This window comes from Microbacterium sp. MMO-20, assembly GCF_037147735.1.
Lineage (GTDB): Bacteria > Actinomycetota > Actinomycetes > Actinomycetales > Microbacteriaceae > Microbacterium.
Window position 1 is genome coordinate 177967 of sequence record NZ_JBBCUU010000004.1, and the last position, 25831, is coordinate 203797.

The 25831-nt window shown below is 67.6% G+C and carries 22 protein-coding genes; 21 read left to right on the forward strand and 1 reads right to left on the reverse strand.

Going from position 1 to position 25831, the window contains the following annotated elements; translation table 11 throughout:
* Positions 1-13: 13 nt before the first annotated feature.
* Positions 14-1012: a hypothetical protein gene (locus tag WFI52_RS07850; protein ID WP_336626655.1), complete on the reverse strand. Its 999-nt coding sequence runs from the start codon at positions 1010-1012 to the stop codon at positions 14-16.
* 518 nt (positions 1013-1530) lie between these two features.
* On the opposite strand from WFI52_RS07850, the gene rpsL reads away from it, so the two are divergent.
* From rpsL to rplE, 21 genes are all read left to right on the forward strand, one after another.
* On the forward strand, positions 1531-1899 hold the full coding sequence (gene rpsL / locus WFI52_RS07855; RefSeq protein WP_018187369.1) for a 30S ribosomal protein S12: 369 nt from the start codon (positions 1531-1533) through the stop codon (positions 1897-1899).
* Positions 1900-1904: 5 nt separating this feature from the next.
* A complete protein-coding gene (gene rpsG, locus WFI52_RS07860) occupies positions 1905-2375 on the forward strand; it encodes a 30S ribosomal protein S7 (RefSeq protein WP_018187368.1) in 471 nt (156 codons plus the stop codon).
* An 80-nt stretch (positions 2376-2455) separates the two neighbouring features.
* Positions 2456-4570 carry an elongation factor G gene (gene fusA, locus WFI52_RS07865; protein ID WP_336626656.1) on the forward strand — a complete coding sequence of 705 codons (2115 nt, stop codon included), beginning with the start codon at positions 2456-2458 and terminating at the stop codon, positions 4568-4570.
* A 156-nt stretch (positions 4571-4726) separates the two neighbouring features.
* Positions 4727-5920, forward strand: a complete 1194-nt coding sequence (gene tuf / locus WFI52_RS07870) for an elongation factor Tu (protein ID WP_336626657.1) — start codon at positions 4727-4729, stop codon at positions 5918-5920.
* Positions 5921-6057: 137 nt separating this feature from the next.
* A complete protein-coding gene (locus WFI52_RS07875) occupies positions 6058-6273 on the forward strand; it encodes a hypothetical protein (protein ID WP_336626658.1) in 216 nt (71 codons plus the stop codon).
* 294 nt (positions 6274-6567) lie between these two features.
* Positions 6568-17532, forward strand: a complete 10965-nt coding sequence (locus WFI52_RS07880) for a DUF5979 domain-containing protein (RefSeq protein WP_336626659.1) — start codon at positions 6568-6570, stop codon at positions 17530-17532.
* A 249-nt stretch (positions 17533-17781) separates the two neighbouring features.
* Positions 17782-18732 carry a hypothetical protein gene (locus tag WFI52_RS07885; RefSeq protein ID WP_336626660.1) on the forward strand — a complete coding sequence of 317 codons (951 nt, stop codon included), beginning with the start codon at positions 17782-17784 and terminating at the stop codon, positions 18730-18732.
* Positions 18733-19123: 391 nt separating this feature from the next.
* Complete coding sequence (gene rpsJ, locus WFI52_RS07890) at positions 19124-19432, forward strand: 30S ribosomal protein S10 (protein WP_005050520.1); 309 nt, start codon at positions 19124-19126, stop codon at positions 19430-19432.
* Between the two features lie 10 nt (positions 19433-19442).
* Positions 19443-20102 (forward strand): 50S ribosomal protein L3, encoded by a 660-nt coding sequence (gene rplC, locus WFI52_RS07895; protein ID WP_292862933.1) that lies wholly within the window; start codon positions 19443-19445, stop codon positions 20100-20102.
* 2 nt (positions 20103-20104) lie between these two features.
* Complete coding sequence (gene rplD, locus WFI52_RS07900) at positions 20105-20779, forward strand: 50S ribosomal protein L4 (protein WP_336626661.1); 675 nt, start codon at positions 20105-20107, stop codon at positions 20777-20779.
* The gene (rplW, locus tag WFI52_RS07905) at positions 20776-21084 is read left to right on the forward strand and encodes a 50S ribosomal protein L23 (protein WP_336626662.1); all 309 of its coding nucleotides are present in this window, start codon (positions 20776-20778) and stop codon (positions 21082-21084) included. Before rplD ends, rplW begins: the two co-directional genes overlap by 4 nt.
* Before the next feature lie 25 nt (positions 21085-21109).
* Positions 21110-21949 carry a 50S ribosomal protein L2 gene (gene rplB, locus WFI52_RS07910; RefSeq protein WP_336626663.1) on the forward strand — a complete coding sequence of 280 codons (840 nt, stop codon included), beginning with the start codon at positions 21110-21112 and terminating at the stop codon, positions 21947-21949.
* Between the two features lie 12 nt (positions 21950-21961).
* Positions 21962-22243, forward strand: a complete 282-nt coding sequence (gene rpsS / locus WFI52_RS07915) for a 30S ribosomal protein S19 (protein WP_204962799.1) — start codon at positions 21962-21964, stop codon at positions 22241-22243.
* Between the two features lie 38 nt (positions 22244-22281).
* On the forward strand, positions 22282-22677 hold the full coding sequence (gene rplV, locus WFI52_RS07920) for a 50S ribosomal protein L22 (protein ID WP_336626664.1): 396 nt from the start codon (positions 22282-22284) through the stop codon (positions 22675-22677).
* Positions 22677-23438, forward strand: coding sequence for a 30S ribosomal protein S3 (gene rpsC / locus WFI52_RS07925; RefSeq protein WP_292862949.1), 762 nt, complete (start codon positions 22677-22679; stop codon positions 23436-23438). Before rplV ends, rpsC begins: the two co-directional genes overlap by 1 nt.
* The gene (rplP, locus tag WFI52_RS07930) at positions 23438-23857 is read left to right on the forward strand and encodes a 50S ribosomal protein L16 (RefSeq protein WP_215486825.1); all 420 of its coding nucleotides are present in this window, start codon (positions 23438-23440) and stop codon (positions 23855-23857) included. The genes rpsC and rplP overlap by 1 nt, the downstream gene beginning before the upstream one ends.
* Positions 23857-24174, forward strand: coding sequence for a 50S ribosomal protein L29 (rpmC, locus tag WFI52_RS07935; protein ID WP_336626665.1), 318 nt, complete (start codon positions 23857-23859; stop codon positions 24172-24174). Before rplP ends, rpmC begins: the two co-directional genes overlap by 1 nt.
* Positions 24174-24500 (forward strand): 30S ribosomal protein S17, encoded by a 327-nt coding sequence (gene rpsQ, locus WFI52_RS07940; RefSeq protein ID WP_292862956.1) that lies wholly within the window; start codon positions 24174-24176, stop codon positions 24498-24500. The genes rpmC and rpsQ overlap by 1 nt, the downstream gene beginning before the upstream one ends.
* A complete protein-coding gene (gene rplN / locus WFI52_RS07945; protein WP_121060515.1) occupies positions 24497-24865 on the forward strand; it encodes a 50S ribosomal protein L14 in 369 nt (122 codons plus the stop codon). The genes rpsQ and rplN overlap by 4 nt, the downstream gene beginning before the upstream one ends.
* Positions 24866-24869: 4 nt before the next feature.
* A complete protein-coding gene (gene rplX, locus WFI52_RS07950) occupies positions 24870-25229 on the forward strand; it encodes a 50S ribosomal protein L24 (protein WP_336626666.1) in 360 nt (119 codons plus the stop codon).
* 2 nt (positions 25230-25231) lie between these two features.
* Positions 25232-25822 (forward strand): 50S ribosomal protein L5, encoded by a 591-nt coding sequence (rplE, locus tag WFI52_RS07955; RefSeq protein WP_336626667.1) that lies wholly within the window; start codon positions 25232-25234, stop codon positions 25820-25822.
* Positions 25823-25831: the final 9 nt, after the last annotated feature.

Below are 25831 nucleotides of genomic sequence, written 5' to 3' on the forward strand. Positions count from 1 at the left end.
TGTCCGCGCGGGTTCAGTGCGCGCGTGAGAGTGCGTCGCCGATGAGTCGGGCCGCCCGCCCCGCGCGCTGCGCCCGCCCTGTGATCCTCACGAGGGTCCACCCGAGCGCCGCAGAGGCGCGATGCTTCTCGATGTCCCGATCCCATTGCGCTGCGCTGACGCGATGGTGGTCGCCCTCCACCTCGACCAGCACGCGCTCCGCGCGATAGGCGGCATCGGCGACTCCCACGAGGCATCCCCGCTCGTCGCGGATCTCCGCGTCGAGCAGTGGCTCGGGCAGGCCGGCGGCCGCGGCATCCAGTCGAACGTCTGTCTCCAGTGGCGACATGCTCCCCACTCGGATCAACGCCAGCGCGGCTTCGAGCGCTGCGCGCCCGCGCCGTTGCGGGGCGTCCGCGGCCGCGCGCAACTGCGCAATCGTCGCGAGCTGGTTCTGCGGGAGTCGGCGACCGCCGACGCCGCGTGGCACCCGCACGAACGCATCGCCGAGACGGACGAGGTCGCGCGTGCCGAGCCGGTTCGCGAATCCTGCCCACACGGTCGCGGGGCTCGCGACGGCGAGGCCCCCTACCTCGCGTACGGTCGCGAGACGCGACGACAGTTGGATGCCGCGCACGCCTCCCACCCGCGGGGCGCGCTCGGGCGCGAAGACCGCGACCTCGAGTGGACCCGAGCCCGGATCGTGGTCGAAGAGCCTGTCGTAGATCGCGACGGCCGTGCGCCCCGTGTAGAAGGCGCCCGGAGCGCGCAGCGGCTCGTATCCGGCAACCCGTCGCAACACGGCAGTGCGCACGGCGCGATCCCGCGCTCCTGGGTCTTCGCCGACGGCGAAGGAAGAGGCGATGGATGCCTCGGCATCCCCCGCCGTCGCTTGGCGCACACCGCGGTGCGGCCGCTGCAGGTCGGCTGCGCGCAGCCGTCCACGCGAGACGCCCGCCGCGCGTGCGGCGCCGACTGTGAACGCGGGAGCTCCGTCGAACGGCGGGGGGAGTGGCCGCGGAGGAACAGACATGCCCCCACGTTCGCAAGTGTGCACGCTCCCTGGAACCGGAACGCCCGATCTGTGGGGGGATCGCGCGCATCACCCTCCTGTGTAGGAGATGTTGCGCCGCGCCGCGAGGCCCCCCCGAGAACTTGTTGACAGTTGTCGTCTCCTTCATCGCCGCGACACTGCCACGGGCGTCCACAAGTCTCCCGCGGCCGCCTCCGCCACGCCCGCGTTCGCCCCACTCCGCACCCGACTCGGCGACACCCCCGCGCGTTTGCCCGCGATCGTCATACGGCGTAGTATTGGGCGGGTGTGCGCTCTGCGCGCCTTGTGTCGTGTCCGGCTCGTGCCGGAGGCGACCGGGCGATCGGCGCCGCACGACCGGGATCGATCTGCGAACAGGTCGCCCCCACGGCATATCCACCACGCAAAGGCACGACGGTTCCGTCGTGCCGGTGGATCTGTGGTGAAACCACGAACGCTGTCACCGTGCAGCACCTGTGCGGAACCAGAAGAACCGTGCAGCACAACAAGGAGAGAACGTGCCAACCATTCAGCAGTTGGTTCGCAAGGGTCGCTCGCCCAAGGTCACCAAGACCAAGGCGCCTGCCCTGAAGGCGAACCCGCAGCAGGCGGGTGTCTGCACCCGCGTCTACACCACGACGCCCAAGAAGCCGAACTCGGCGATGCGCAAGGTCGCCCGTGTGAAGCTCCGCAACGGCACCGAGGTCACCGCCTACATCCCCGGCGAGGGCCACAACCTGCAGGAGCACTCGCTCGTGCTCGTCCGTGGAGGCCGTGTGAAGGACCTCCCCGGTGTCCGTTACAAGATCGTTCGTGGCGCCCTGGACACCCAGGCCGTCAAGAACCGCAAGCAGGCCCGTAGCCGCTACGGCGCCAAGAAGGGCTGAGTCCGATGCCTCGCAAGGGACCCGCACCCCGCCGCGTCGTCGTCAACGACCCGGTCTACGGTGCTCCGATCGTCACCCAGCTGGTGAACAAGATCCTCGTCGACGGCAAGAAGTCGATCGCCGAAGCCATCGTCTACAACGCCCTCAAGGGTGTCGAGGCGAAGAACGGCCAGGATGCCGTCGCGACGCTCAAGAAGGCGCTCGACAACGTCCGCCCCACCCTCGAGGTCAAGAGCCGCCGCGTCGGTGGCTCGACCTACCAGGTGCCCGTCGAGGTCAAGCCGCACCGCGCGAACACGCTCGCGCTGCGCTGGCTCGTCTCGTACGCGAAGGGTCGTCGTGAGAAGACGATGACCGAGCGTCTGCAGAACGAGATCCTCGACGCCTCGAACGGCCTCGGTGCCGCGGTCAAGCGCCGCGAGGACACCCACAAGATGGCCGAGTCGAACCGCGCCTTCGCGCACTACCGCTGGTAATCAGCAGCGTTTCGGTGGCCGGCCGGGCACACCCCGGCCGGCCACCCCACGACATCCGTCACTACACGTAAGGACACCCCGTGGCACAAGAAGTGCTCACCGACCTCAACAAGGTCCGCAACATCGGCATCATGGCGCACATCGATGCCGGCAAGACGACGACGACCGAGCGCATCCTCTTCTACACGGGTGTCAACCACAAGCTCGGCGAGACGCACGACGGTGCGTCGACGACCGACTGGATGGAGCAGGAGAAGGAGCGCGGCATCACGATCACGTCGGCCGCCGTGACCTGCTTCTGGAACAAGCACCAGATCAACATCATCGACACCCCCGGCCACGTGGACTTCACCGTCGAGGTGGAGCGCTCGCTCCGCGTCCTCGACGGCGCGGTCGCCGTCTTCGACGGCAAGGAGGGCGTCGAGCCCCAGTCCGAGACGGTGTGGCGCCAGGCCGACAAGTACGACGTGCCGCGCATCTGCTTCGTCAACAAGATGGACAAGCTGGGCGCCGACTTCTACTTCACGGTCGACACGATCGTGAACCGCCTCGGTGCCAAGCCTCTCGTTCTGCAGCTGCCGATCGGCGCCGAGAACGACTTCGTCGGCGTCATCGACCTCGTCGAGATGCGCGCGCTCGTCTGGCCCGGCGACGCCAAGGGTGACGTGACCATGGGCGCCAAGTACGAGGTCCAGGAGATTCCCGCCGACCTCGCCGACCGCGCTGCCGAGTACCGCGAGAAGCTGCTCGAGACGGTCGCCGAGACCGACGAGGCGCTCCTCGAGAAGTACTTCGGCGGCGAGGAGCTCACGCTCGCCGAGATCAAGGGCGCGATCCGCAAGCTCACCGTCGGCGGCGAGATCTACCCCGTCCTCTGTGGCTCGGCGTTCAAGAACCGCGGCGTGCAGCCCATGCTCGACGCGGTCGTCGACTACCTCCCGTCGCCCCTGGACGTGCCCGCCATCGAGGCGCACGACCCCAAGGACGAGGAGATCGTCATCGAGCGTCACCCCGACGCCAACGACCCGTTCGCGGCGCTCGCGTTCAAGGTCGCCGTGCACCCGTTCTTCGGTCGCCTGACCTACATCCGCGTCTACTCGGGTCACCTCGACTCCGGTGCGCAGGTCATCAACTCGACCAAGGGCAAGAAGGAGCGCATCGGGAAGATCTTCCAGATGCACGCCAACAAGGAGAACCCGGTCGACTCGGTCACGGCGGGCAACATCTACGCCGTCATCGGCCTGAAGGACACCACGACCGGTGACACCCTCGCCGACCCGAACGCGCCCGTCGTCCTCGAGTCGATGACGTTCCCCGAGCCCGTCATCGAGGTCGCGATCGAGCCGAAGACGAAGGCCGACCAGGAGAAGCTGGGCACCGCGATCCAGAAGCTCGCCGAAGAGGACCCGACCTTCCGCACCGAGCTCAACCCCGAGACCGGCCAGACGGTCATCAAGGGCATGGGCGAGCTGCACCTCGACATCCTCGTGGACCGCATGAAGCGCGAGTTCCGCGTCGAGGCCAACGTCGGAAAGCCGCAGGTGGCGTACCGCGAGACGATCAAGAAGGCCGTCGAGCGTCACGACTACACGCACAAGAAGCAGACCGGTGGTTCGGGTCAGTTCGCCAAGATCCAGTTCGCGCTGGAGCCGCTCGAGGTCACGGCGGACAAGACGTACGAGTTCGAGAACAAGGTCACCGGTGGCCGCATCCCGCGCGAGTACATCGAGCCCACCAACCAGGGCTTCCAGGACGCGATGAACGTGGGTGCCCTCGCCGGCTACCCCATGGTCGGCGTCAAGGCGATCCTGCTGGACGGCGCGTCGCACGACGTCGACTCGTCCGAGATGGCGTTCAAGATCGCGGGCTCGATGGGCTTCAAGGAGGCCGTCCGCAAGGCGAACCCGGTCATCCTCGAGCCGCTCATGGCGGTCGAGGTGCGTACGCCCGAGGAGTACATGGGCGACGTCATCGGCGACCTGAACTCGCGTCGTGGTCAGATCCAGTCGATGGAGGACGGCTCGGGCATCAAGATCGTCCGCGCCCTCGTCCCGCTGTCGGAGATGTTCGGCTACATCGGCGACCTGCGCTCGAAGACTTCGGGCCGTGCGGTCTACTCGATGGAGTTCGACTCGTACGCCGAGGTCCCCAAGGCCGTCGCGGACGAGATCGTCCAGAAGAACAAGGGCGAGTGATCGTGAGGGATGCCGGGGGAACGACCCCTCGGCATCCATCGCTCGCTCACCTGTGACACACAACTTCATACCCGTAAACTAGAAACATCCCCGTGGAGCACCGGTCGCAATCCAGCGCCCGGAACCTCCACAACGAAATGTCCTGAGGAGGACCCAGTGGCCAAGGCCAAGTTCGAGCGGACCAAGCCGCACGTCAACATCGGAACGATCGGTCACGTCGACCACGGTAAGACGACGCTGACCGCTGCCATCTCGAAGGTGCTCGCCGACAAGTACCCGTCGGCCACCAACGTGCAGCGCGACTTCGCGTCGATCGACTCGGCTCCCGAAGAGCGTCAGCGTGGTATCACGATCAACATCTCGCACGTCGAGTATGAGACCCCCAAGCGCCACTACGCGCACGTCGACGCGCCCGGTCACGCCGACTACATCAAGAACATGATCACCGGTGCTGCTCAGATGGACGGCGCGATCCTCGTGGTCGCCGCCACCGACGGCCCGATGGCGCAGACGCGTGAGCACGTGCTGCTCGCCAAGCAGGTCGGCGTGCCCTACCTGCTCGTCGCGCTCAACAAGAGCGACATGGTCGACGACGAGGAGATCCTGGAGCTCGTCGAGCTCGAGGTCCGTGAGCTCCTCTCCTCGCAGGACTTCGACGGCGACAACGCCCCCGTCGTGCGCGTCTCGGGCCTGAAGGCTCTCGAGGGCGACGAGAAGTGGGTCGAGTCGATCGTCGAGCTCATGAACGCCGTCGACGAGTCCATCCCGGACCCGGTGCGCGACAAGGACAAGCCGTTCCTCATGCCGATCGAGGACGTCTTCACGATCACCGGTCGTGGCACGGTCGTCACGGGCCGCGCCGAGCGTGGCACGCTCGCGATCAACTCCGAGGTCGAGATCGTCGGCATCCGCCCGACGCAGAAGACCACGGTCACGGGTATCGAGATGTTCCACAAGCAGCTCGACGAGGCATGGGCCGGCGAGAACTGTGGTCTGCTCCTGCGCGGCACCAAGCGTGACGACGTCGAGCGCGGCCAGGTCGTCGTGAAGCCCGGTTCGGTCACCCCGCACACCGAGTTCGAGGGCACGGCCTACATCCTCTCCAAGGAGGAGGGTGGCCGTCACAACCCGTTCTTCACGAACTACCGCCCGCAGTTCTACTTCCGCACCACGGACGTCACCGGCGTCATCACGCTGCCCGAGGGCACCGAGATGGTCATGCCCGGCGACACCACGGAGATGAAGGTCGACCTCATCCAGCCCATCGCGATGGAAGAGGGCCTCGGCTACGCCATCCGTGAGGGTGGTCGTACGGTCGGCGCCGGTACCGTCACCAAGATCATCAAGTGAGCCTCGGCGGGATTCCCGCCGACTCTTGATCACAGTCAACGCCCCTGCGAGTTTCGGCTCGCAGGGGCGTTCTGCGTCTACCGCTCGACGCCGCCGCGCGCCATGATGGGACCACCATCACGTCGAAAGGGGAGCCCATGGGCATCGAGGATCTGGTCAACCAGGGCAAGGAGTTCCTGGAACAGAACAAGGACAAGATCGCGGAGACGCTGCACTCCGACCAGGCGGAGCAGGTCAGCGACAACGTGCTCGACGCGGCGGCCGACTTCGTGAAGAAGGTGGCGCCGGAGTCCGTCCATGGGCAGGTCGACGGCGTCCGCGACTCGATCGACAAGTCGATCGGCAACGAGTAAACGAACGGATCGCGTAGGGGTGGATGCCGCGGCATCCACCCCTACGTCGTGTCGCGGCGGTGCCGAACGCGGATGCGGAAAACAGTTATCTTGACGTTCCCTGAATGCTCACCTAGCGTCAGCAGTGGTCGGTCAGGTGCCGGGGGGCGCCGCTGACTGGACGGACTGTGGGGGTTCGTTCACCCGAGTGGACTGTGGGAGTCCGCTCGTCAGTGACAGGTCGTGGGGAACATGGGCACTGCTCGTGACGGTTTTGGGGACTCTTCGTCGCGGAAGGCGCTTCGCGCGCGTCGCATGCGGGACGAGCGCGAGCGCAGGCTCGTCCTGAGGCATCGCTGGTACGCGGGCGGCATCGCCACCGCGCTGTCGGCGGCGCTCGTGTTCGCGGGGCTGTCGCCCGCGATGGCCGACGACACCGCCTCGCCGTCCCCCTCGCCGAGCGACACGTTCACGGCGCAGGACGCCACCCCGCCCGCGGCGAGTACGTCGGATGCCGGGGACGCCCCCACCGATTCCACCACGCCGCCGGCGGACCAACAGGCCACCGATGCGCCGACGACGGAACCCACCGATACCGCCACGGACACCACGGACACCACCGACCAGCCCTCGCCGGAGCCGACGGAGTCGACGTCACCCCTTGCGCGCTCCCTCGTCGCGCCGCTGTCGATCGTCAACCCCGACCCGGTCGCAGCCGGCAGCACGACGCTGCGGATCTCCAAGGTCGGCGCGCGGACCTCGTCGGGCTCGGTCGCCGCGCTTCAGGGCGCGACCTTCGTCGCGTTCGGCTCGACGCGCGGCGGCGCGCGCACCGGCACGACGTCCTATACCTGCACCACCAACGCCGCAGGCACCTGCGACATCGTCGTGCCCGCGCTGACCGGCGGATCAGGTGGGAGCACCGCCGGTTACTGGGTCTACGAGACGGCGGCGCCGTCCGGCTGGATGAAGGTCGGCGACCTCGGGCTCGGCGACTACAACAGCGCGAAGACCGTGACGCCGTATTCGTACTTCACCAACAACGTCACGGGCACCGCGACGACGTACCTCGTGACGGCCGACTCCGGCGCGTACTACGCGAACGGCAGCCTGACATCGTCGCCGAAGTCGGCCACGGGGGCGTTCGCCGACGTGCGCACGAACCCGTCGTTCCCCGCGTCCTGCGGGCTGAGCATCGCGATCGTCTTCGACAAGTCGACCTCGATCAGCACCAGCGAGATGACGCAGATGCGCGAGGCTGCGCTCGGCTTCGTCGGCACCAACGGTCTCGGCGGCACGCCATCGTCGGTCGCGCTCTATCAGTTCAGCACGACGGCATCCAAGTTCCTCGCGTCCACATCGATCGCCGCGAACCAGACCGCGGTCAACAACGCGATCAACAGCAACATCACCGGTGCGGGCAACGGCTACACGAACTGGGACGACGCGATGCGCAAGGTCGCGTTCAACGGCAGCGAGTCGTACGACGTCGTCCTGTTCCTCACCGACGGCGACCCGACCGTCAGCGGAACGAGCGGCACCAACACCGACACGAACATCGGGTTCCAGAATCTCGAAGAGGGCATCTACTCCGCCAACGCCGTCAAGAGCATGACGGGCCCGGCGGGCGATCGGACGAAGGTCGTCGCCGTCGGCATCGGCCTGGCTTCGGGGTCGGACAACAACCTCAAGGCGATCTCCGGCAACAACCCCAGCGACGACTTCTACACGACCAACTTCTCCGAGCTGGACAGCAAACTGCACGAGATCGCGGTCGCGAACTGCGGTGGCTCGGTCACCGTCGTGAAGAAGACGGTGGATGCCTCGGGCAACACGATCGACGCGCAGGCGGGTGGCTGGACCTTCACCGGCACGACCGCCGGCGGTAACTACATCAAGACCCCTGGCGGCAACGTCGGAACCCTCGCGCAGACGACACCGTCCTCGGGTGCGAGCAAGGGCGCGGTCAACTACTCCCTCGACCTCTCGGGCGGCACTGCACGCACTCTCAACGTCGTGGAGACCGTCGCCGGCGGATTCACTCCCGACAGCGTCACCTGCACCGGCGCGACGCCGACCGGCACCGCGGGCAACTTCTCGGTTTCGGTGAGCGCGAACGCCATCATCAGCTGCACGGTCGTCAACAAGCAGACGACGGGCAAGCTGACGCTCAAGAAGGTCGTGAATGCCGGGTCGTCCGGCAGCACCGCCACGACGGCGGACTGGACTCTCACGGGAACCGGACCGACGACGGGTGTCTCAGGCAAGACGGGCGATGCTGCGATCACGAACAAGGTCGTTCTGACGGGCGACTATGCGCTGTCGGAGGTCGGTCCCGCCGGCTGGACCCCGTCGGCGTGGACCTGCACGGGCGGCACCGTTACGACAGGGGGTGTGGTGACGGTCGCGAAGGACGCGAACGTGACCTGTCAGATCACGAACACGGCCGTCATGCCGGAGATCACCCTCGTCAAGGTCGTCGACCAGGGCGCGAGCGGCGGGTCGGCCGCGCCGACCGCGTGGACCCTGACCGCGGCGCCCGCGACGGCGAATCAGACGTCCGGTGTGACGGGCACGATGGGGGCCGCCGCCGTCACGAACAAGGCCGTGAAGGTCGGCCAGTACAACCTCAGCGAGTCGGGCGGGCCCGGCGGGTACACGTCGACGAACGTCTGGACGTGCACGAACTCGGGGACGGGCACGTTCACGCAGACGAACACGAGCGTCACCGTGAACCCGGGCAACAAGATCAGCTGCTCGATCACCAACACAGCCGTCGCACCCAAGCTGACCCTCGTGAAGAGGATCGTCTCGGCAGGCGGCGTCGTCGACCCGGCGACCTCGTGGCAGCTCACGGCCGCCGGCGCGCCCGGGTGGGTCGCAGCAACGACGGGAACGGTCGCAACGGCATCCACAGCGACGCAGAACGTGAAGGCGAACACACCGATCACGCTCGGTGAGGCCGGACCGACGACGGGGTACACCGCCAGCGCCTGGTCCTGCGACTCCGGGGTCACCCCCTCTACGGGCGGAGTGATCTCTCTCACGCTCGGGCAGAACGTGACCTGCACGATCACGAACACGCAGGCACCGGCGAAACTCACCGTCGTCAAGAAGGACATGGGCGAGACCGTCCTCGAGGGTGCGACGTTCCAGCTGTGGCGTGAGACGAACGGAACCACCGGACTGCAGACCCTCGCCGACCAGCTCGTGGCGATCGTATCCGCCGGTACCTACAACTGGACGAACCTGGCCTGGGGCACCTACTACCTCGTCGAGACGGTGCCGCCGGCGGGCTACGACCTGGCGACGCCTGCCACGCAGGAGGTGGTTCTGGGCGCTGCCCACACCAGCGCCGCCGCGGTCGTGACCTTCCACAACCCGCGCTCGACGGGACAGCTCACGATCAAGAAGCTCGTGAACGACCCGAACGGCGGCTACAACGGCGCACCGGGCAAGACCTTCACCGGGACGTACGACTGCGGCACGGGATACACGGGGGACTTCTCCGTGACGATCGCGACGGGTCAGACGATCAGCGGCATCCCGGCAGGGAACACCTGCACGGTGCAGGAATCCGCACCGAGCGGCGGGCTCCGGAACGACTCGTTCTCGTGGGGTGCCGCGATCTACGACCCGTCGCCCGTGAAGATCGTGGCGAACCAGGCCGTCACGCTGACCATCACGAACCCGGTCGTCCAGTCGTTCGGGTCGCTCACCGTCAGCAAGACGATCGTGGGAACGCCGTCCGATTACACGGGCACGTTCACGGGCACCTGGCAGTGCTCGTTGACCAACGGTCCGTCGCCGACGGGAACGTGGAGCATCGCGTTTACGAACGGCTCCCCGGCGGCGACCCAGTACAGCGGTTCGGATGACCACACCAAGATTCCGCTCAACTCTTTCTGCACCGTGTCGGAGAACACGGGTGCGCTGCCGCCGTTCGCCGACGGCTCGTATTCGTGGAAGTCGTCGTCGGTCTCGCCGTCGGGCCAGACCAAGATCACCTCGACCACGACGCCCGTCGCCTTCACCGTGACCAACACGGCGCAGCGTACGTCGCTTCAGCTCGTGAAGGTCATCTCCAACACTCACGGCGGGACGGTCACGGACCCGACGAGATGGAACGGTCTCCTGCAAGCCCAGAAGAGCGGCTCGGGTGCGGTGACGTTCGACCACCAGCAGGTCCAGTACGTGCCGAGCGGCACATACGCGATCAGCGAGCTGTCGGGCGGACCCGCGGGGTACGAGCTCAGCGGCATCCGGTGTTCCATCGACAACGGACCTTTCTCGGCCGGCGCGAATGTCGTGATCCCGGCGGGCAGCGCTGCGGTCTGTCAGCTCACGAACACCGACGTCGCCCCGAAGCTGACCCTCGTCAAGAAGGTCGACAACAAGAACGGCACCGGGTCGGCGACCCCCGACCAGTGGCTGCTCACCGCGGCCGCGGGCAGCAACCCGCCGGTCGTCAGCGGGAACGGCACGGCCACGGGACCGGTCGTGGGTGGCACGACCTACACGCTCAAGGAGCAGAACGGTCCCTCCGGCTACACGCCGGGGCTGTGGAGCTGCGTCGTCACGGGGACGCAGACGCCGTTCCCGATGGCCGGGGCCAACGTCACGCCGGTCGTCGGCAAGGATCTGACGTGCGAGATCACCAACACGGCGATTCCGGCGACGGGGACCGTGGCCAAGTCGGTCACCTCCACGACACAGCAGGCGAACGGGTCGTGGCAGATCACCTACGACGTCGTCGTCACGAACAACTCGTCGACCTCGACCTACTTCTACAGCCTGACGGATGCACTGTCTCTCGGAGCCGGCATCACACCGACGGCGGCGTCGTGGGCAGGGCCAGGCGGGACATCCGGCACGTTCGTCCTCCCCGCCGGCACAGCGACGCTCGCGTCCAGCGCCTCGCTCTCGGCGGCGACGCACACGCACACCTACACGATGACCGTCACCGCGACGGTCTCGAACGCCGCCTCGACGGCGCCGACGAGCGTCTGCACGTCCACCGAGCCGAAGCGCGCCTTCCGCAACACGGCCACGATGACGTCGGACGGCACGCCCACCACCGTGGACGCGTGCGCCCAGCCCTGGTTCCCGACGGTGACCAAGACGGCTGCGGCGCCCACGCAGAACCCGGATGCCTCGTGGAACGTCTCCTACACGGTGACCGTCGCGAATCCCGGCAGCGGTCCGCTGCAGGCGACCCTGAAGGATGCCTTCCCGGCGGCTCCGTCCGGCTGGTCGTTCGCCCCTGCGACGTGGCAGGTCGCCGCGGTCGGATCCGCGCCCGCGCCCGTCTCCAGCACCTACACGCCCGGCACGACGGGCACGATCTTCACGGGGACGCTCCCGGCCAGCACCTCCTACGCGTACACGGTGAGCGCGAAGCTCGTGCCGTCCGCCGCGGCGGTCGCGCTCGGCTCCTGCGAAGCGGGCGCCGGACTGAGGAACACCGCGACGGTCACGTCCGGTGACGTGACGCGGGACCAGACCGCCTGCACCACGGTGAAGACCCCGCCGGTCGTCGTCGCGAAGTCCGTCACGGCGACGCAGCAGCTCGCCGACGGTACCTGGCAGATCGACTACTCCATCGCGGTGACGAACACCGACCCCACCGTCGCGACCGTCTACACGCTGACCGACCTGCCGCAACTGGGCACGGGCTTCACCGTCGTCAGCGGCACATGGGGCACGGCTCCCGTGGCGAACACGCCGATCGCGGGCGGTGCGACGCAGACGTACACGTACACGATCGTCGCCTCGTTCGACGAGAAGGTGCAGAACCCGCAGCTGACCTGCAGCCCGCAGGAGACCGGCGCCTTCTCCAACAAGGCGGTCATCGCCTTCCCGGGCGGCACAGCGAACGACGTCGCCTGCTCGCAGCCCGGCACCCCGACCGTCGCCAAGGCGGCCCAGCCGGCCGTGCAGGTGTCGGCGACGCAGTGGAAGCTGACGTACACGGTCACCGTGACCAACACGTCGGGCAAGACACTCGCCTACACGGCATCCGACATCCCGGCCGCGCTCCCCGCGAACGTCACCGGCTCGGGCTGGTCGGCGACCGGTCCGACGATCACGGGCGGGGGCAGCGGAACGCTCACAACCGGCTGGACCGGCGGCCCCGGGCACACCGAGCTCGCGAAGGGGACGATCCCGAACGGTGCGACGCACGTGTACACGCTGACGACGACGGTCACGCTCGGCACCTCGGTGAACCCCGCTGACCTCGTGTGCTCCGAAGCCTCCCCGACGAAGGGATTCTGGAACACGGCATCGGTCACCAACGGCATCGGCGGCAACGACTCGAGCGCCTGCACGAGCGTCACCCCGCCGAAGGTGAGCATCGTCAAGTCCGACGCGACGGTCGCTCAGGGCGCGGGCGGCGTATGGGACCTCACCTACCAGGTGAGTGTGACGAATGAGAGCGCGACCGCCTCGGCGAGCTACAGCCTCACCGACACGCCGCAGTTCGACCCGCTCTTCCAGGTGACGGTCCCGGCGACTCCCTGGACTCCCTCGGGCGGCGGTACGCCGGTGGCAACCCCGAGTGGTGTCCTGGCGCCGAGTGCGACCACCACGTGGACCTATCACGTGACCGCGACGGCGGAAGCCGAGGATGCCACGCCCGACGAGCTCGCCACAGCGCTGCGCTGCACGGACAAGGGGGACAAGCCCGGCGGCGGGTTCTACAACGTTGCGACGGTCACCTTCCCGGGCGGTACCGCATCGGACGCCGGCTGCGGTGTGCCGGCGACGCCGACCATCACCAAGACGGCCGCGGCGGCGACCTACGCCGGAGGGGCGTGGCAGCTGAGCTACACCGTCACGGTGACGAACGGGTCGACGATCCCGCTCTCGTACACGGCATCCGACACGCCTCCCGCGACGCTTCCGACCGGTGTGACGCTCTCGACGCCGTGGGCCGTCGCGGGCCCGGCGGCGCTGAACGGCGGCACGGCGACCCTCGTCGCCAACTGGAGCGGAGGCGACTTCGCCACCGGTACCCTCCCGGCGGGGAAGGCGCACGTGTACACCGTGACCGCGGCGGTGAAGATCGCGGCGGGGACGAACCTCGACGTCCTGCGGTGCACGAGCGGTGAGGGCCGTACGGGCATCTGGAACGAAGCCTCGGTCACCAACGGCCTCGGCCACCACGACGCCGAGGACTGCACCCCGTTCACCTTCGCGCCGGTGACCGTCGCGAAGTCGACGACCCAGGTGCAGCAGCTGACGGACGGCAACTGGCAGATCGATTACCAGATCACCGTCACGAACGGCGGCACAGTGCCGGCGCCGTACACCCTGGTCGACACGCCCAAGCCCGACACGAGCTTCGACATCGTGTCGCAGGGATGGGTCGGCGCGACGCCGGGCGACGAGGTCGCCCCGGTCGGCACACCCGTCGTGTGGAACTATCGCGTCGTCGTGAAGGCGAAGTCCGGCGACGCGTTCAACGAGAAGACGGCGACCACGTGCTCCGAGACGCAGGACGGCAAGAGCGGCTCCGGTGGCTTCTACAACACCGTCACGGCGACGTATCTGGGCGGTACGGTCTCGGCGGATTCCTGCGGTGTTCCGGTGAAGCCCTCGGTCGTGAAGACCGGCGCCGCGGTGCAGGACCCCGCAACGGGGCTCTGGACCGTCACCTACACCGTCACGGTGCGCGACGACGACCCGGCGAAGATCGCCCTCGCCTACACGCTCGGCGACATCGCGGCATCCGTACCGACGGGCGCGCAGCAGCAGGGCGGGTGGACGGTGAACCCGGCGACGATCACGGGCGGAACGCCAGCCGACACGGCGACCGCGGACGCCGCGTGGGCGGGCTCGGGAGCGCTGGGCGCGGGCTACATCACTCCCGGCGCGACGCACACCTATACGGTGACGGCGACGTACAAGGTGCTCGCGAGCGCCGACCCGGCCTCGCTCACCTGCCAGCAGGAGGGCCCGGGCGGTCTGTCCAACAGCGCGACGGTGACGAACGGCATCGGTGAGGCGACCGACGACGCCTGCGTCACGATCCCCGTGCCGACGGTCACCATCGCGAAGACGGTCACCTCCACCGCGCTGCAGGACGACGGGCGATGGAAGGTCACCTACGACGTGAAGGTCACGGGCGACACCGAGCTCGCCGCCACGTACTCGCTCAGCGACACGCTGACCTTCGGGGGTGACATCGTCATCGACACGGCCGACTCCGGCTGGACCGGACCGACGAGCGGCTCCTTCGGGTCGTCGACGACGGCGCAGCTCGCGACCGACCGCGCGATCGCGAAGAACACGACCGACACCTACACGGTGACGGCCTACGCGACGATCGACCAGGCCGCGTTCAACGGCGACACGCTCACGTGCGATGACGGCCGCGAACCGGAAGCCGGGGGTTTCCTGAACGTCGCGACGGTCACCGCCGCGGGCGCGTCGCAGACGGCGCACGACTGCTCCGAGCCCGGCTTCCCGAAGATCGTGAAGGAGGCGCAGAGCGTCTCGCAACACTCGGACGATCCCGACCAGTACGACGTGACGTACCTGATCACGGTGACGGGCGGCGCCTCGGCGGGGTACTACGACCTCTCCGACACGCCGGAGTTCGCGCCGGGGCTCGACATCCTCTCCGGAACGGCGACGCAGCAGGCGCCGACGCCCGGTGACCCGATCGTGATCGAGTCCGGTGTCGACTTCGCCGAGGGCGTGGCGATCGCCGCGAAGGAGGTGCACATCTGGCAGGTGACGTGGACGATCGAGCGGACGAGCGAGTTCGACCCGAACGGACTCGAGTGCACGGGTGAACCCGGACACGGTCTGTTCAACACGGCCGCGCTCGACTTCGGGGGCGTCGTGCAGACCGGCGAGGACTGCATTCCGCTCGTCGATCGGGTGTACCCGACGGTGAGCAAGACGGTCACGGCGGTGACGCAGGATGCCACGACCGGCCAGTGGACGATCACGTACGACGTGACCGCGACCCTCGCCGAGAACGCGAAGGGCCTGTCGGCGAAGTACGACCTCACCGACGCGCTCGACTACGGCAGCGGCATCACCGTCGACTCGGCTGTGTTCAGCGGGCATCGCTCCGGTACGTTCACCGACGGTGAGGCGACCCTCGCGACGGGCGAGGTCATCGCATCCGGCGCGACGCACACCTACACGGTGACCGTCAAGGCGACCGTCACGCCCGCGGCGGTCGAGGATGACAGTCTCACGTGCATCCGGGGCGAGAGCGGCCCCGAGGCGGGCGGCTTCCTCAACACGGCATTGATGACGTCGGGCGGCAAGAAGAGCACCGCGTTCGACTGCGCCGAGCCGCAGCTGCCGACGATCGAGAAGTCCGCGCAGGCCACGACCGACAACCCCGACGGCTCGCAGCGTGTGAGCTACCTCGTGACGGTCACGGCGCCCGCGCCGGTCGAGGGCGACCCCGTGTCGAACCTCGGCTACAGCCTCACCGAGCAGCCCGACGCGCTGCCGAGCGGCACGGTGTTGGTCGGCGACTGGCACGCCGTCGCGGTGGCGCCGAGCGATCTCACGATCGACGAGCCGACCTGGGGTGGCACGGGGGAGTGGAACGTCGTCTCCGGCGCTCAGTTCACCGCGGAGGAGCGCGGTGAGGGCGTGGTGACGCACACCTACCGCATCTGGGCCGATATCGACGTGACGGAGCGGCCGTCCGAGCCGGCACCCTGCGAAGAGGGCGGCACCGGGATCGCGATCTGGAACGAGGTGCAGCTCTCGATCGGCGAGAACACGGCCTCCGACCGGGCCTGCGGCTCCGTCGACTGGGACGAGGTGACGATCGAGAAGACCGCGCAGCTGCCCAGCGAGCAGGTGAGCGTCGAGCCGGGCGACACGTTCGACTACGTCCTCACCGTGACGAACGACGGCACGCGTGCCGCGACCGACGTGCACGTGACCGACCACGACCTGAACGCGCGCCTGGACATCCAAGCGCTGACGGTCTCGGGTGGCGTCACGTGGGGTCCGGCTCCGGGGTACATCGGACGCGACGTCGATCTCACGATCGCCTCGCTCGGCGTCGGGCAGTCGGTGGAGATCCGCATCACGGTGGAGTTCCAGCCGGCGCCGGTGACGAGCGGCGGCGAGGCGAGCGCGCCCGTGGAATCGCTCCAGAACGAGGCCTGTGTGGACTCGGCCGAGGACGGCACGCCCGACTGCGCGACCCACGAGATCCCGGTGCGCGACATCACGGCATCCGTCTGGACGACCTGCCAGAGCGACGCGGCGGTGCTGAACTGGACCGTCCGCAAGTCGCAGACGCTGCAGAGCCTTCCGATCGACATGAGCTGGCTGCCGACGTCCGGGGGACCGTCGACGACGCCCGCGAACGTCGAGATGTCGCAGCCGGGAGGCACGCTCCAATGGACCGGGTCGACGACCTGGCCAGGAGCCGCGTTCACGCCGAGCGGAATCGCGATCGACTACCCGGGCTGGCGTCCGCTGGTCGCCGGTGACCTCGTGCCGGGGTCGAACCCGACGCAGTACTACCTGCCGGGTACCTCCACCGTGATGACGCCCGCGCAGCAGGCGGAGTACGTGTACAACGGGCTCATCCTCGACCCGAGCACGCTCGACTTCGCGTGGCGCGAGCCGAGCACGGTGACCTTCTCGGTCAACCCGTCGCTCTCGACGACCGTGAGTTACCCGCCGGCCAGCGAGGACTGCTACCAGGCGCGGCACAGCACCGTGGAGATCGAGAAGACGGCATCCACCCAGAAAGCCATGCCGGGCGACCCGTTCAGCTACACGCTCGCGGTCGCGAACACGAGCGACGACAGTGCCGCCGACGGTGTGGTCGTCACCGACGCGATCCCGTCGACGGTCAAGGTGAACGACATCACCTGGCCGGGCAAGGGCGACGCGAGCGTCTTCCCGAACTGGAACGCCTGCACCATCACGGGTCAGGACGCCTCCGGCTACGGCGGGCAGCTCACCTGCACCCTGTTCGGACCGCTGCAGCCCGCCGGGCAATCGGGCAGCTCCGCCCCGACGATCACGCTGCACGCGATGATCAGCAAGTCGGCGCCGGTGGGGGCCATCACCAATGTGGGTGTCGTGGATTACTACACCTTCGGCGATCCCGAGGACAGCGGCCGGGATGCCGACGACGCGGTGATCCTCGTATCGCTGCTGCCGGCGACGGGTGGCACGTCAGCGCTCTGGGTGCTCTGGACCGCCCTGGCCGCGGTCGTCGTCGGCACCGGGGTCGTGCTCGTCGTGACCCGACGCCGTCGCGAAGCCGGCACGCTCTGAAAAAGCGCGCCACCCGTGGGAGGGGCGGGTAACCCCCAAGGCCCGCTCCTCCCACCCTCTTCACCTTCATCCTTCGCCGAGGGTGCATTCGTTCCAGCCGAGGGTGCATTCGTTCTCGCCGAGGGTGCATTCGTTCTCGCCGAGGGTGTGCTCGCATCGTCTTCTCCACAGCGTGCCGAACTGCGGATCCCTCCACCGATCTCACGTCGACGTCACCGCTGGACGGGCCGGCAACGCACGATCGGTTTCATGGAGTCCCACGCCGAGGCGCGGCATGTCTATCCGCACCGCTCACTCACCCGTCCGCTGAGCGGCGCGAACCGCTTGCGCTACGGCGTCGCCGTCGCGACCACGCCGTGGGGGCTCGCCCACGACGAAGCTCGTCAGCGGATGCACGCGCACGCCGTAGCGTCGCTGGCGCGCGGCGAGCGTTTCGCATTCTCCGACATCACCGCGGCGGCTTTCCACGACATCCCGCTGGTCGGCGTCGACGCCCGTCGTGTGCACACCATCCCCTTCGGCGACAATCCATCGAAGACGCACCGCGATGTCGTGAGGCACAAGATCCCCCTCCGTGCGGGTGATGTCACGATCCGAGACGGGCTCTGGGTCACCTCGCTCGACCGCACGCTGTTCGATCTCGTTCGCCGGCTGCGATTCGAGCCTGCGCTCGCCGCGATGTGCGCCGGATTGCACCGGTGCCGCATCGGGGGCGCGGAGCGAGCGGCGGTCGATCGCGCCGCTGAGGCGCAGCTGCGCGCACTTGTCGCCGCGCGTGTGGATGCCGCGGTCGGCAGCCGCGGCATCCACAATGCCCGTCTCGTGTTGGAGCTCGCGGACGGTCGCGTGGAATCACCCGGCGAGAGCCGATCACTTGCGCGCATGTGGGAGACGCGTCTGCCGATGCCGGAGCTCCAGTTGCCGGTCGTGACCGACGAAGGGGTCTACCTGCCGGACTTCTCCTGGCCGGAACTGCGAATGTTCGGCGAGTTCGACGGTGAAGTGAAGCGGTTCGACCCCGCGATGGCATCGGGGCGCACGCCGATGCAGGTCACGGAGGCTCAGGTACATCGTCGTCGCGCGATCGAGCTGGCCACGGGGTGGCGGGGGATGCACTGGCGATGGGATGAGGCCGCCGACGCCGACGTCTTCTGGAAGACTCTCGTCGCGCAGGGGTGGAAGCCTCGGTGGCGGGCGTGAGTGCACCCTCGCGCGAAACGAGTGCACCCTCGCGCGAACCGAGTCGCGCGACACGCCCGAGTTTGCGACACGCCCGGGCGGCACGTAGACTAGTCAGGTTCCACATTCCTGCGTGCGCGCTTCTGTGAAGTCGCGCGGCGTGCGGGATCACTGCCAGGGCAGTGCATAGGCCGGCCGACATCCTCGAGATGACGGCGAGAGCCTAGGCCGCGGGCAGCAGAACACCACAATCCGATCCCCTCCCAAAAGGGTTCCGTGCGCGTGCGCGCGGCGATCGGGCCTGACATCAGAACAGTGGTGCGCCTCGAAAGAGTAGTGCCCGGCACGGATTCCTGTGCCATGTGCGTCCAATGCCCCTGAGGTACGACGCGAGAAAGAGAGTGAGCAGACAATGGCGGGACAGAAGATCCGCATTCGCCTGAAGTCGTATGACCACGAGGTCATCGACACGTCGGCGCGCAAGATCGTCGACACGGTGACCCGCGCAGGCGCCACCGTCGTGGGCCCCGTGCCCCTTCCGACCGAGAAGAACGTCGTGTGCGTCATCCGGTCGCCCCACAAGTACAAGGACAGCCGCGAGCACTTCGAGATGCGCACCCACAAGCGCCTCATCGACATCATCGACCCGACGCCCAAGGCCGTCGACTCGCTGATGCGTCTCGACCTCCCGGCCGACGTCAACATCGAGATCAAGCTCTGAGGTCCCGGTCATGGCACACATCAACGAAAAGGTTTCCAAGGGCCTGCTCGGCACGAAGCTGGGTATGACCCAGGTCTGGGATGAGAACGGCAAGCTCGTTCCCGTCACCGTCATCGAGGTCGCGCCCAACGTCGTCACCCAGGTGCGCACGCCCGAGCGCGACGGCTACAAGGCCGTCCAGATCGCCTACGGCCAGATCGACCCCCGCAAGGTCAACAAGCCCCTGACGGCCCACTTCGAGGCCGCGGGCGTGACCCCCCGCCGCCACCTCACCGAGGTGCGTACCGCGGATGCCGCTGACTACTCACTCGGTCAGGAGCTCACCGTGGACGGCACCTTCGAGGCCGGCCAGCTGGTCGACGTCGTCGGCACCAGCAAGGGCAAGGGCACCGCGGGTGTCATGAAGCGTCACAACTTCAAGGGTGTCTCCGCTTCGCACGGTGCGCACCGCAACCACCGCAAGCCCGGTTCGATCGGCGCCTCGTCGACTCCGAGCCGCGTCTTCAAGGGCATGCGCATGGCCGGCCGTATGGGTGGCGAGCGCGTGACCGTCCTCAACCTCACGGTGCACGCCGTCGACGCCGAGAAGGGTCTGCTGCTCGTCAAGGGCGCCGTCCCCGGTGCGCGCGGCCGCATCGTCTACGTCCGCAACGCAGTGAAGGGTGCCTGATCATGGCTGACTCGACTCTCGCGCTCGACGTGCTGAAGGCCGACGGCAAGAAGGCCGGCTCCGTGGAGCTGCCCGCCGCGATCTTCGACGTCAAGACGAACATTCCCCTCATCCACCAGGTCGTCGTCGCGCAGCTCGCGGCGGCTCGCCAGGGCACCCACTCGACGAAGCGTCGCGGTGAGGTCTCCGGTGCCGGCCGCAAGCCCTTCAAGCAGAAGGGCACGGGTAACGCCCGTCAGGGCTCGATCCGCGCGCCGCACATGACCGGTGGTGGCATCGTGCACGGTCCCAAGCCGCGCGACTACTCGCAGCGCACCCCCAAGAAGATGATCGCCGCCGCCCTGCTGGGCGCGCTCAGCGACCGCGCCCGGGGTGGCCGTCTGCACGTCGTCGACTCGTTCGGCATCGACGGTGCGCCCTCGACGAAGGCCGCGGCATCCGTGCTCAAGGCCCTCGGTGCGGTGAAGAACGTCCTCGTGGTCATCGGCCGCGACGACGAGCTGACCCTCAAGAGCGTCCGCAACCTCGGCTACGTCCACGTGCTCGAGGTCGGCCAGCTCAACGCCTACGACGTGCTCGTCTCCGACGACATCGTCTTCACCAAGGCCGCCTACGACACCTTCGTCGCCGCGAAGTCGGATGCCAAGGCTGCCGCCACCGAGGAGGTCTCGGCATGACCGCGAACATCGCCCTGAACAAGGACCCGCGCGACATCATCCTGAAGCCGGTCGTCTCGGAGAAGAGCTACGGGCTCATCGACGAGGGCAAGTACACGTTCCTCGTGGACCCGCGCGCCTCGAAGACCGAGATCAAGCTCGCCATCGAGAAGATCTTCGGCGTCAAGGTGGCTTCGGTCAACACGCTCAACCGCGTCGGCAAGGCCCGTCGCACCCGCTTCGGCACCGGCAAGCGCAAGGACACCAAGCGCGCCATCGTCACGCTGAAGTCGGGCACCATCGACATCTTCACGGCCGTCGGCTGACCGCTGGGATAGAGGACTAGAGAACATGGCTATTCGCAAGTACAAGCCCACGACCCCGGGTCGTCGCGGTTCGTCGGTGGCCGACTTCGCCGAGATCACGCGATCGACGCCCGAGAAGTCGCTGCTGCGCCCGCTGTCGAAGACCGGTGGCCGCAACAACCAGGGCCGCATCACGACGCGTCACATCGGTGGCGGTCACAAGCGTCAGTACCGCGTCATCGACTTCCGTCGCAATGACAAGGACGGCGTCAACGCCAAGGTCGCGCACATCGAGTACGACCCCAACCGCACCGCGCGCATCGCGCTGCTGCACTACTTCGACGGCGAGAAGCGCTACATCCTCGCGCCGAACAAGCTGTCGCAGGGTGACATCGTCGAGTCGGGTGCGAGCGCGGACATCAAGCCGGGCAACAACCTGCCGCTGAAGAACATCCCCACCGGTACCGTCATCCACGCGATCGAGCTCCGCCCCGGCGGCGGCGCGAAGATGGCGCGTTCGGCGGGTGCCTCGGTGCGTCTCGTCGCCAAGGACGGCCCCTACGCGCAGCTGCGTCTGCCCTCGGGCGAGATCCGCAACGTCGACGCGCGCTGCCGCGCCACGATCGGCGAGGTCGGCAACGCCGAGCAGTCGAACATCAACTGGGGCAAGGCCGGCCGCAAGCGCTGGAAGGGCGTCCGCCCGACCGTCCGCGGTGTCGCGATGAACCCGGTCGACCACCCGCACGGTGGTGGTGAGGGTAAGACCTCCGGTGGTCGTCACCCCGTCACTCCTTGGGGCCAGGCTGAGGGTCGTACCCGCCACGCCAACAAGGAAAGCGACAAGTACATCGTCCGTCGTCGCAACGCCGGCAAGAAGCGCAAGTAGGAGTAGAGGAAGATGCCTCGCAGCCTGAAGAAGGGCCCCTTCGTCGACGAGCACCTGCTCCGCAAGGTCGCCTCGCAGAACGAAGCCGGTACCAAGAACGTCATCAAGACCTGGTCGCGCCGTTCGATGATCATCCCCGCCATGCTGGGACACACCATCGCCGTGCACGACGGACGCAAGCACATCCCCGTGTTCGTGTCCGAGACCATGGTCGGCCACAAGCTGGGCGAGTTCGCGCCCACCCGCACCTTCCGCGGCCACGTGAAGGACGACAAGAAGGGCCGCCGCCGCTGACGCGGGGGCAGTTCCAGAGAGGACAGAGGAGGAGAGACATGGTGGATTCCATCGCACGCGTCAAGCACATTCGCGTGACCCCTCAGAAGGCTCGTCGTGTCGTCGCGCTCATCAAGGGCAAGCAGGCTCAGGAGGCTCTCGCCATCCTGAAGTTCGCCCCGCAGAGCGCCAGCGAGCCGATCTACAAGCTCGTCGAGTCCGCGGTCGCCAACGCGCGAGTGAAGGCAGACCGTGACGGCGAGTACCTGGACGAGCAGGACCTGTACGTGCGCAACGCGTACGTCGACGAGGGCACGACGCTGAAGCGTTTCCAGCCCCGCGCACAGGGCCGCGCGTTCCAGATCAAGAAGCGCACGAGCCACATCACCGTCGAGCTCGCGACCCCCGAGGTCGCCGAGACGGCCGGTGCCACGACCAAGAAGGCGAGCAAGTAATGGGACAGAAGGTCAACCCGTACGGCTTCCGCCTCGGCATCACCACGGACCACGTGTCGCGTTGGTTCTCCGACTCGACCAAGCCGGGCCAGCGTTACGCCGACTACGTGGCCGAGGACATCAAGATCCGCAAGCTCCTGCAGACGCAGCTCGACCGCGCCGGTGTGTCCGGCATCGAGATCGAGCGCACGCGTGACCGCGTCCGCGTCGACATCCACACCGCCCGTCCGGGCATCGTGATCGGTCGCCGTGGCGCCGAGGCCGAGCGCATTCGTGCCGACCTCGAGAAGCTCACCGGAAAGCAGATCCAGCTGAACATCCTCGAGGTGAAGAACCCCGAGGCCGACGCTCAGCTCGTCGCGCAGGGCATCGCCGAGCAGCTCTCCGCTCGCGTGGCGTTCCGCCGTGCGATGCGCAAGGGTCTGCAGGGCGCGCAGCGCGCCGGTGCCAAGGGCATCCGCATCCAGGTCTCCGGCCGCCTCGGCGGCGCCGAGATGAGCCGCTCGGAGTTCTACCGCGACGGTCGTGTGCCGCTGCACACGCTGCGCGCGAACATCGACTACGGCTTCTACGAGGCCAAGACCACCTTCGGCCGCATCGGCGTGAAGGTCTGGATCTACAAGGGCGACCTCACGGCCAAGGAGCTCGCTCGCGAGCAGGCCAACGCCCCCAAGCCGCCGCGCGGTCGCGATGACCGCGGTGGCGACCGTCGTCGTGGCCCCCGCAACGAGGCCCCCGTCGCAGAAGGAGCGTCTGCCTGATGCTTATTCCCCGCAAGGTCAAGTACCGCAAGCAGCACCACCCGGGTCGCTCGGGCGCTGCCACCGGTGGCACGAAGGTGTCGTTCGGTGAGTTCGGCATCCAGGCCCTGACGCCCGCGTACGTGACGAACCGTCAGATCGAGTCCGCTCGTATCGCGATGACGCGTCACATCAAGCGTGGCGGCAAGGTGTGGATCAACATCTACCCCGACCGTCCGCTCACGAAGAAGCCGGCCGAAACCCGCATGGGTTCCGGTAAGGGCTCGCCGGAGTGGTGGGTCGCGAACGTCAAGCCCGGCCGCGTCCTCTTCGAGGTCGCCGGTGTCAATGAGGAACTCGCCCGCGAGGCCCTCACCCGGGCAATCCACAAGCTGCCGCTGAAGGCACGCATCATCAAGCGCGAGGAGGGCGACGCGTAATGGCCGTCGGTACCAAGACGCTCGCACCCAGCGAGCTCGACACGTTCGAGGACCAGCGCCTCGTCGAGGAGCTGCGCAAGGCCAAGGAGGAGCTGTTCAACCTGCGCTTCCAGTCGGCCACCGGCCAGCTCGACAGCCACGGCCGCATCCGTGCGGTCAAGCGCGACATCGCGCGGCTCTACACCGTGATCCGTGAGCGCGAGCTCGGCATCCGTGCCACGCCCGCTCCCGCCGAGGCTGCGCCCAAGGCGAAGAAGAAGGCGACGAAGAAGGCGGATGCCGCCGACGACGCCGCTGCGAAGGAAGAGGCTGAGTGATGGCCACCAAGAAGACTGAAGAAGCAGTCGTCGAAGGTCACGAGCACGCGGCGCACGACGTCCGCGACGCCGAGGCTCGCGGGTACCGCAAGTCGCGTCGTGGCTATGTCGTCAGTGACAAGATGGACAAGACGATCGTCGTCGAGGTCGAGGACCGCGTGAAGCACCCGCTCTACGGCAAGGTCATCCGCCGCACGTCGAAGGTCAAGGCCCACGACGAGGCGAACACCGCCGGCATCGGCGACCTCGTGCTCATCAACGAGACCCGCCCGCTGAGCGCCACGAAGCGCTGGCGTCTGGTCGAGATCCTGGAGAAGGCCAAGTGATCCAGACAGAGTCCCGCCTCAAGGTCGCCGACAACACCGGCGCCAAGGAGCTGCTCACGATCCGTGTTCTCGGTGGTTCCAACCGCCGCTACGCGGGCCTCGGCGACATCATCGTGGCGACCGTCAAGGACGCGATCCCGGGCGGCAACGTCAAGAAGGGCGACGTGGTCAAGGCCGTCGTCGTCCGCACCAAGAAGCAGACCCGTCGTCCCGACGGTTCCTACATCAAGTTCGACGAGAACGCCGCCGTCATCCTGAAGAACGACGGGGAGCCCCGCGGCACCCGCATCTTCGGCCCGGTCGGTCGTGAGCTTCGCGACAAGAAGTTCATGAAGATCGTCTCGCTCGCACCGGAGGTGATCTGACCTCATGGCCAAGATCAAGAAGGGTGACCTCGTCCAGGTCATCACTGGCAAGAAGCAGGACAAGGGCGGCGACCGCGGCAAGCAGGGCAAGGTTCTCGACGTTCTCGTCGCGGAGAACCGTGTCATCGTCGAGGGCGTCAACTACGTCACGAAGCACAACCGCGTGGGCCAGTCCCAGCGCGGCACCAAGACGGGCGGCATCGAGACGATGGAAGCCCCGATCCACATCTCCAACGTCGCCCTCGTCGACCCCTCGAGCAAGAAGCCGACCAAGGTCGGTCACCGCGTCGAGGAGCAGACGAAGGACGGCGTGAAGCGCACCGTTCGCGTGCGCTACGCGAAGAAGAGCGGCAAGGACCTCTGAGCATGAGCAACGCAACTGCCGTGGAGGCTGGCAAGATCCAGCCCCGCCTGAAGCAGAAGTACCAGAGCGAGATCAAGAAGGCGCTGCAGGACGAGTTCGGCTACGCGAACGTCATGCAGATCCCCGGTCTCGTGAAGGTCGTCGTGAATACCGGTGTCGGCGAGGCCGCCCGTGACTCCAAGGTGATCGATGGTGCGGTCGAGGACCTCACCAAGATCACGGGTCAGAAGCCCATCGTCACGAAGGCCCGCAAGTCGATCGCGCAGTTCAAGCTGCGCGAGGGTCAGGCCATCGGCGCGCACGTCACCCTGCGTGGGGACCGTGCGTGGGAGTTCGTCGACCGTCTCGTGAACCTCGCGCTGCCCCGCATCCGTGACTTCCGTGGCCTTTCGCCCAAGCAGTTCGACGGCAACGGCAACTACACGTTCGGTCTCCAGGAGCAGTCGGTCTTCCACGAGATCAACCAGGACAAGATCGACCGCGTCCGCGGCTTCGACATCACGATCGTCACGACGGCGAAGACGGATGCCGAGGGTCGCTCGCTGCTCAAGCAGCTGGGCTTCCCGTTCCAGTCCGAAGAGACCGCGCAGTAACACCCATCA

What these genes read in the sequence shown, in the direction of transcription:
- WFI52_RS07850 (WP_336626655.1), bottom strand. Translation starts at nt 1,012, where the DNA reads ATGTCTGTTCCTCCGCGGCCACTCCCCCCGCCGTTCGACGGAGCTCCC.
- rpsG (WP_018187368.1), top strand. Translation starts at nt 1,905, where the DNA reads ATGCCTCGCAAGGGACCCGCACCCCGCCGCGTCGTCGTCAACGACCCG.
- WFI52_RS07875 (WP_336626658.1), top strand. Translation starts at nt 6,058, where the DNA reads ATGGGCATCGAGGATCTGGTCAACCAGGGCAAGGAGTTCCTGGAACAG.
- WFI52_RS07880 (WP_336626659.1), top strand. Translation starts at nt 6,568, where the DNA reads ATGCGGGACGAGCGCGAGCGCAGGCTCGTCCTGAGGCATCGCTGGTAC.
- WFI52_RS07885 (WP_336626660.1), top strand. Translation starts at nt 17,782, where the DNA reads ATGGAGTCCCACGCCGAGGCGCGGCATGTCTATCCGCACCGCTCACTC.
- rpsJ (WP_005050520.1), top strand. Translation starts at nt 19,124, where the DNA reads ATGGCGGGACAGAAGATCCGCATTCGCCTGAAGTCGTATGACCACGAG.
- rplC (WP_292862933.1), top strand. Translation starts at nt 19,443, where the DNA reads ATGGCACACATCAACGAAAAGGTTTCCAAGGGCCTGCTCGGCACGAAG.
- rplD (WP_336626661.1), top strand. Translation starts at nt 20,105, where the DNA reads ATGGCTGACTCGACTCTCGCGCTCGACGTGCTGAAGGCCGACGGCAAG.
- rplW (WP_336626662.1), top strand. Translation starts at nt 20,776, where the DNA reads ATGACCGCGAACATCGCCCTGAACAAGGACCCGCGCGACATCATCCTG.
- rplB (WP_336626663.1), top strand. Translation starts at nt 21,110, where the DNA reads ATGGCTATTCGCAAGTACAAGCCCACGACCCCGGGTCGTCGCGGTTCG.
- rpsS (WP_204962799.1), top strand. Translation starts at nt 21,962, where the DNA reads ATGCCTCGCAGCCTGAAGAAGGGCCCCTTCGTCGACGAGCACCTGCTC.
- rplV (WP_336626664.1), top strand. Translation starts at nt 22,282, where the DNA reads ATGGTGGATTCCATCGCACGCGTCAAGCACATTCGCGTGACCCCTCAG.
- rpsC (WP_292862949.1), top strand. Translation starts at nt 22,677, where the DNA reads ATGGGACAGAAGGTCAACCCGTACGGCTTCCGCCTCGGCATCACCACG.
- rplP (WP_215486825.1), top strand. Translation starts at nt 23,438, where the DNA reads ATGCTTATTCCCCGCAAGGTCAAGTACCGCAAGCAGCACCACCCGGGT.
- rpmC (WP_336626665.1), top strand. Translation starts at nt 23,857, where the DNA reads ATGGCCGTCGGTACCAAGACGCTCGCACCCAGCGAGCTCGACACGTTC.
- rpsQ (WP_292862956.1), top strand. Translation starts at nt 24,174, where the DNA reads ATGGCCACCAAGAAGACTGAAGAAGCAGTCGTCGAAGGTCACGAGCAC.
- rplX (WP_336626666.1), top strand. Translation starts at nt 24,870, where the DNA reads ATGGCCAAGATCAAGAAGGGTGACCTCGTCCAGGTCATCACTGGCAAG.
- rplE (WP_336626667.1), top strand. Translation starts at nt 25,232, where the DNA reads ATGAGCAACGCAACTGCCGTGGAGGCTGGCAAGATCCAGCCCCGCCTG.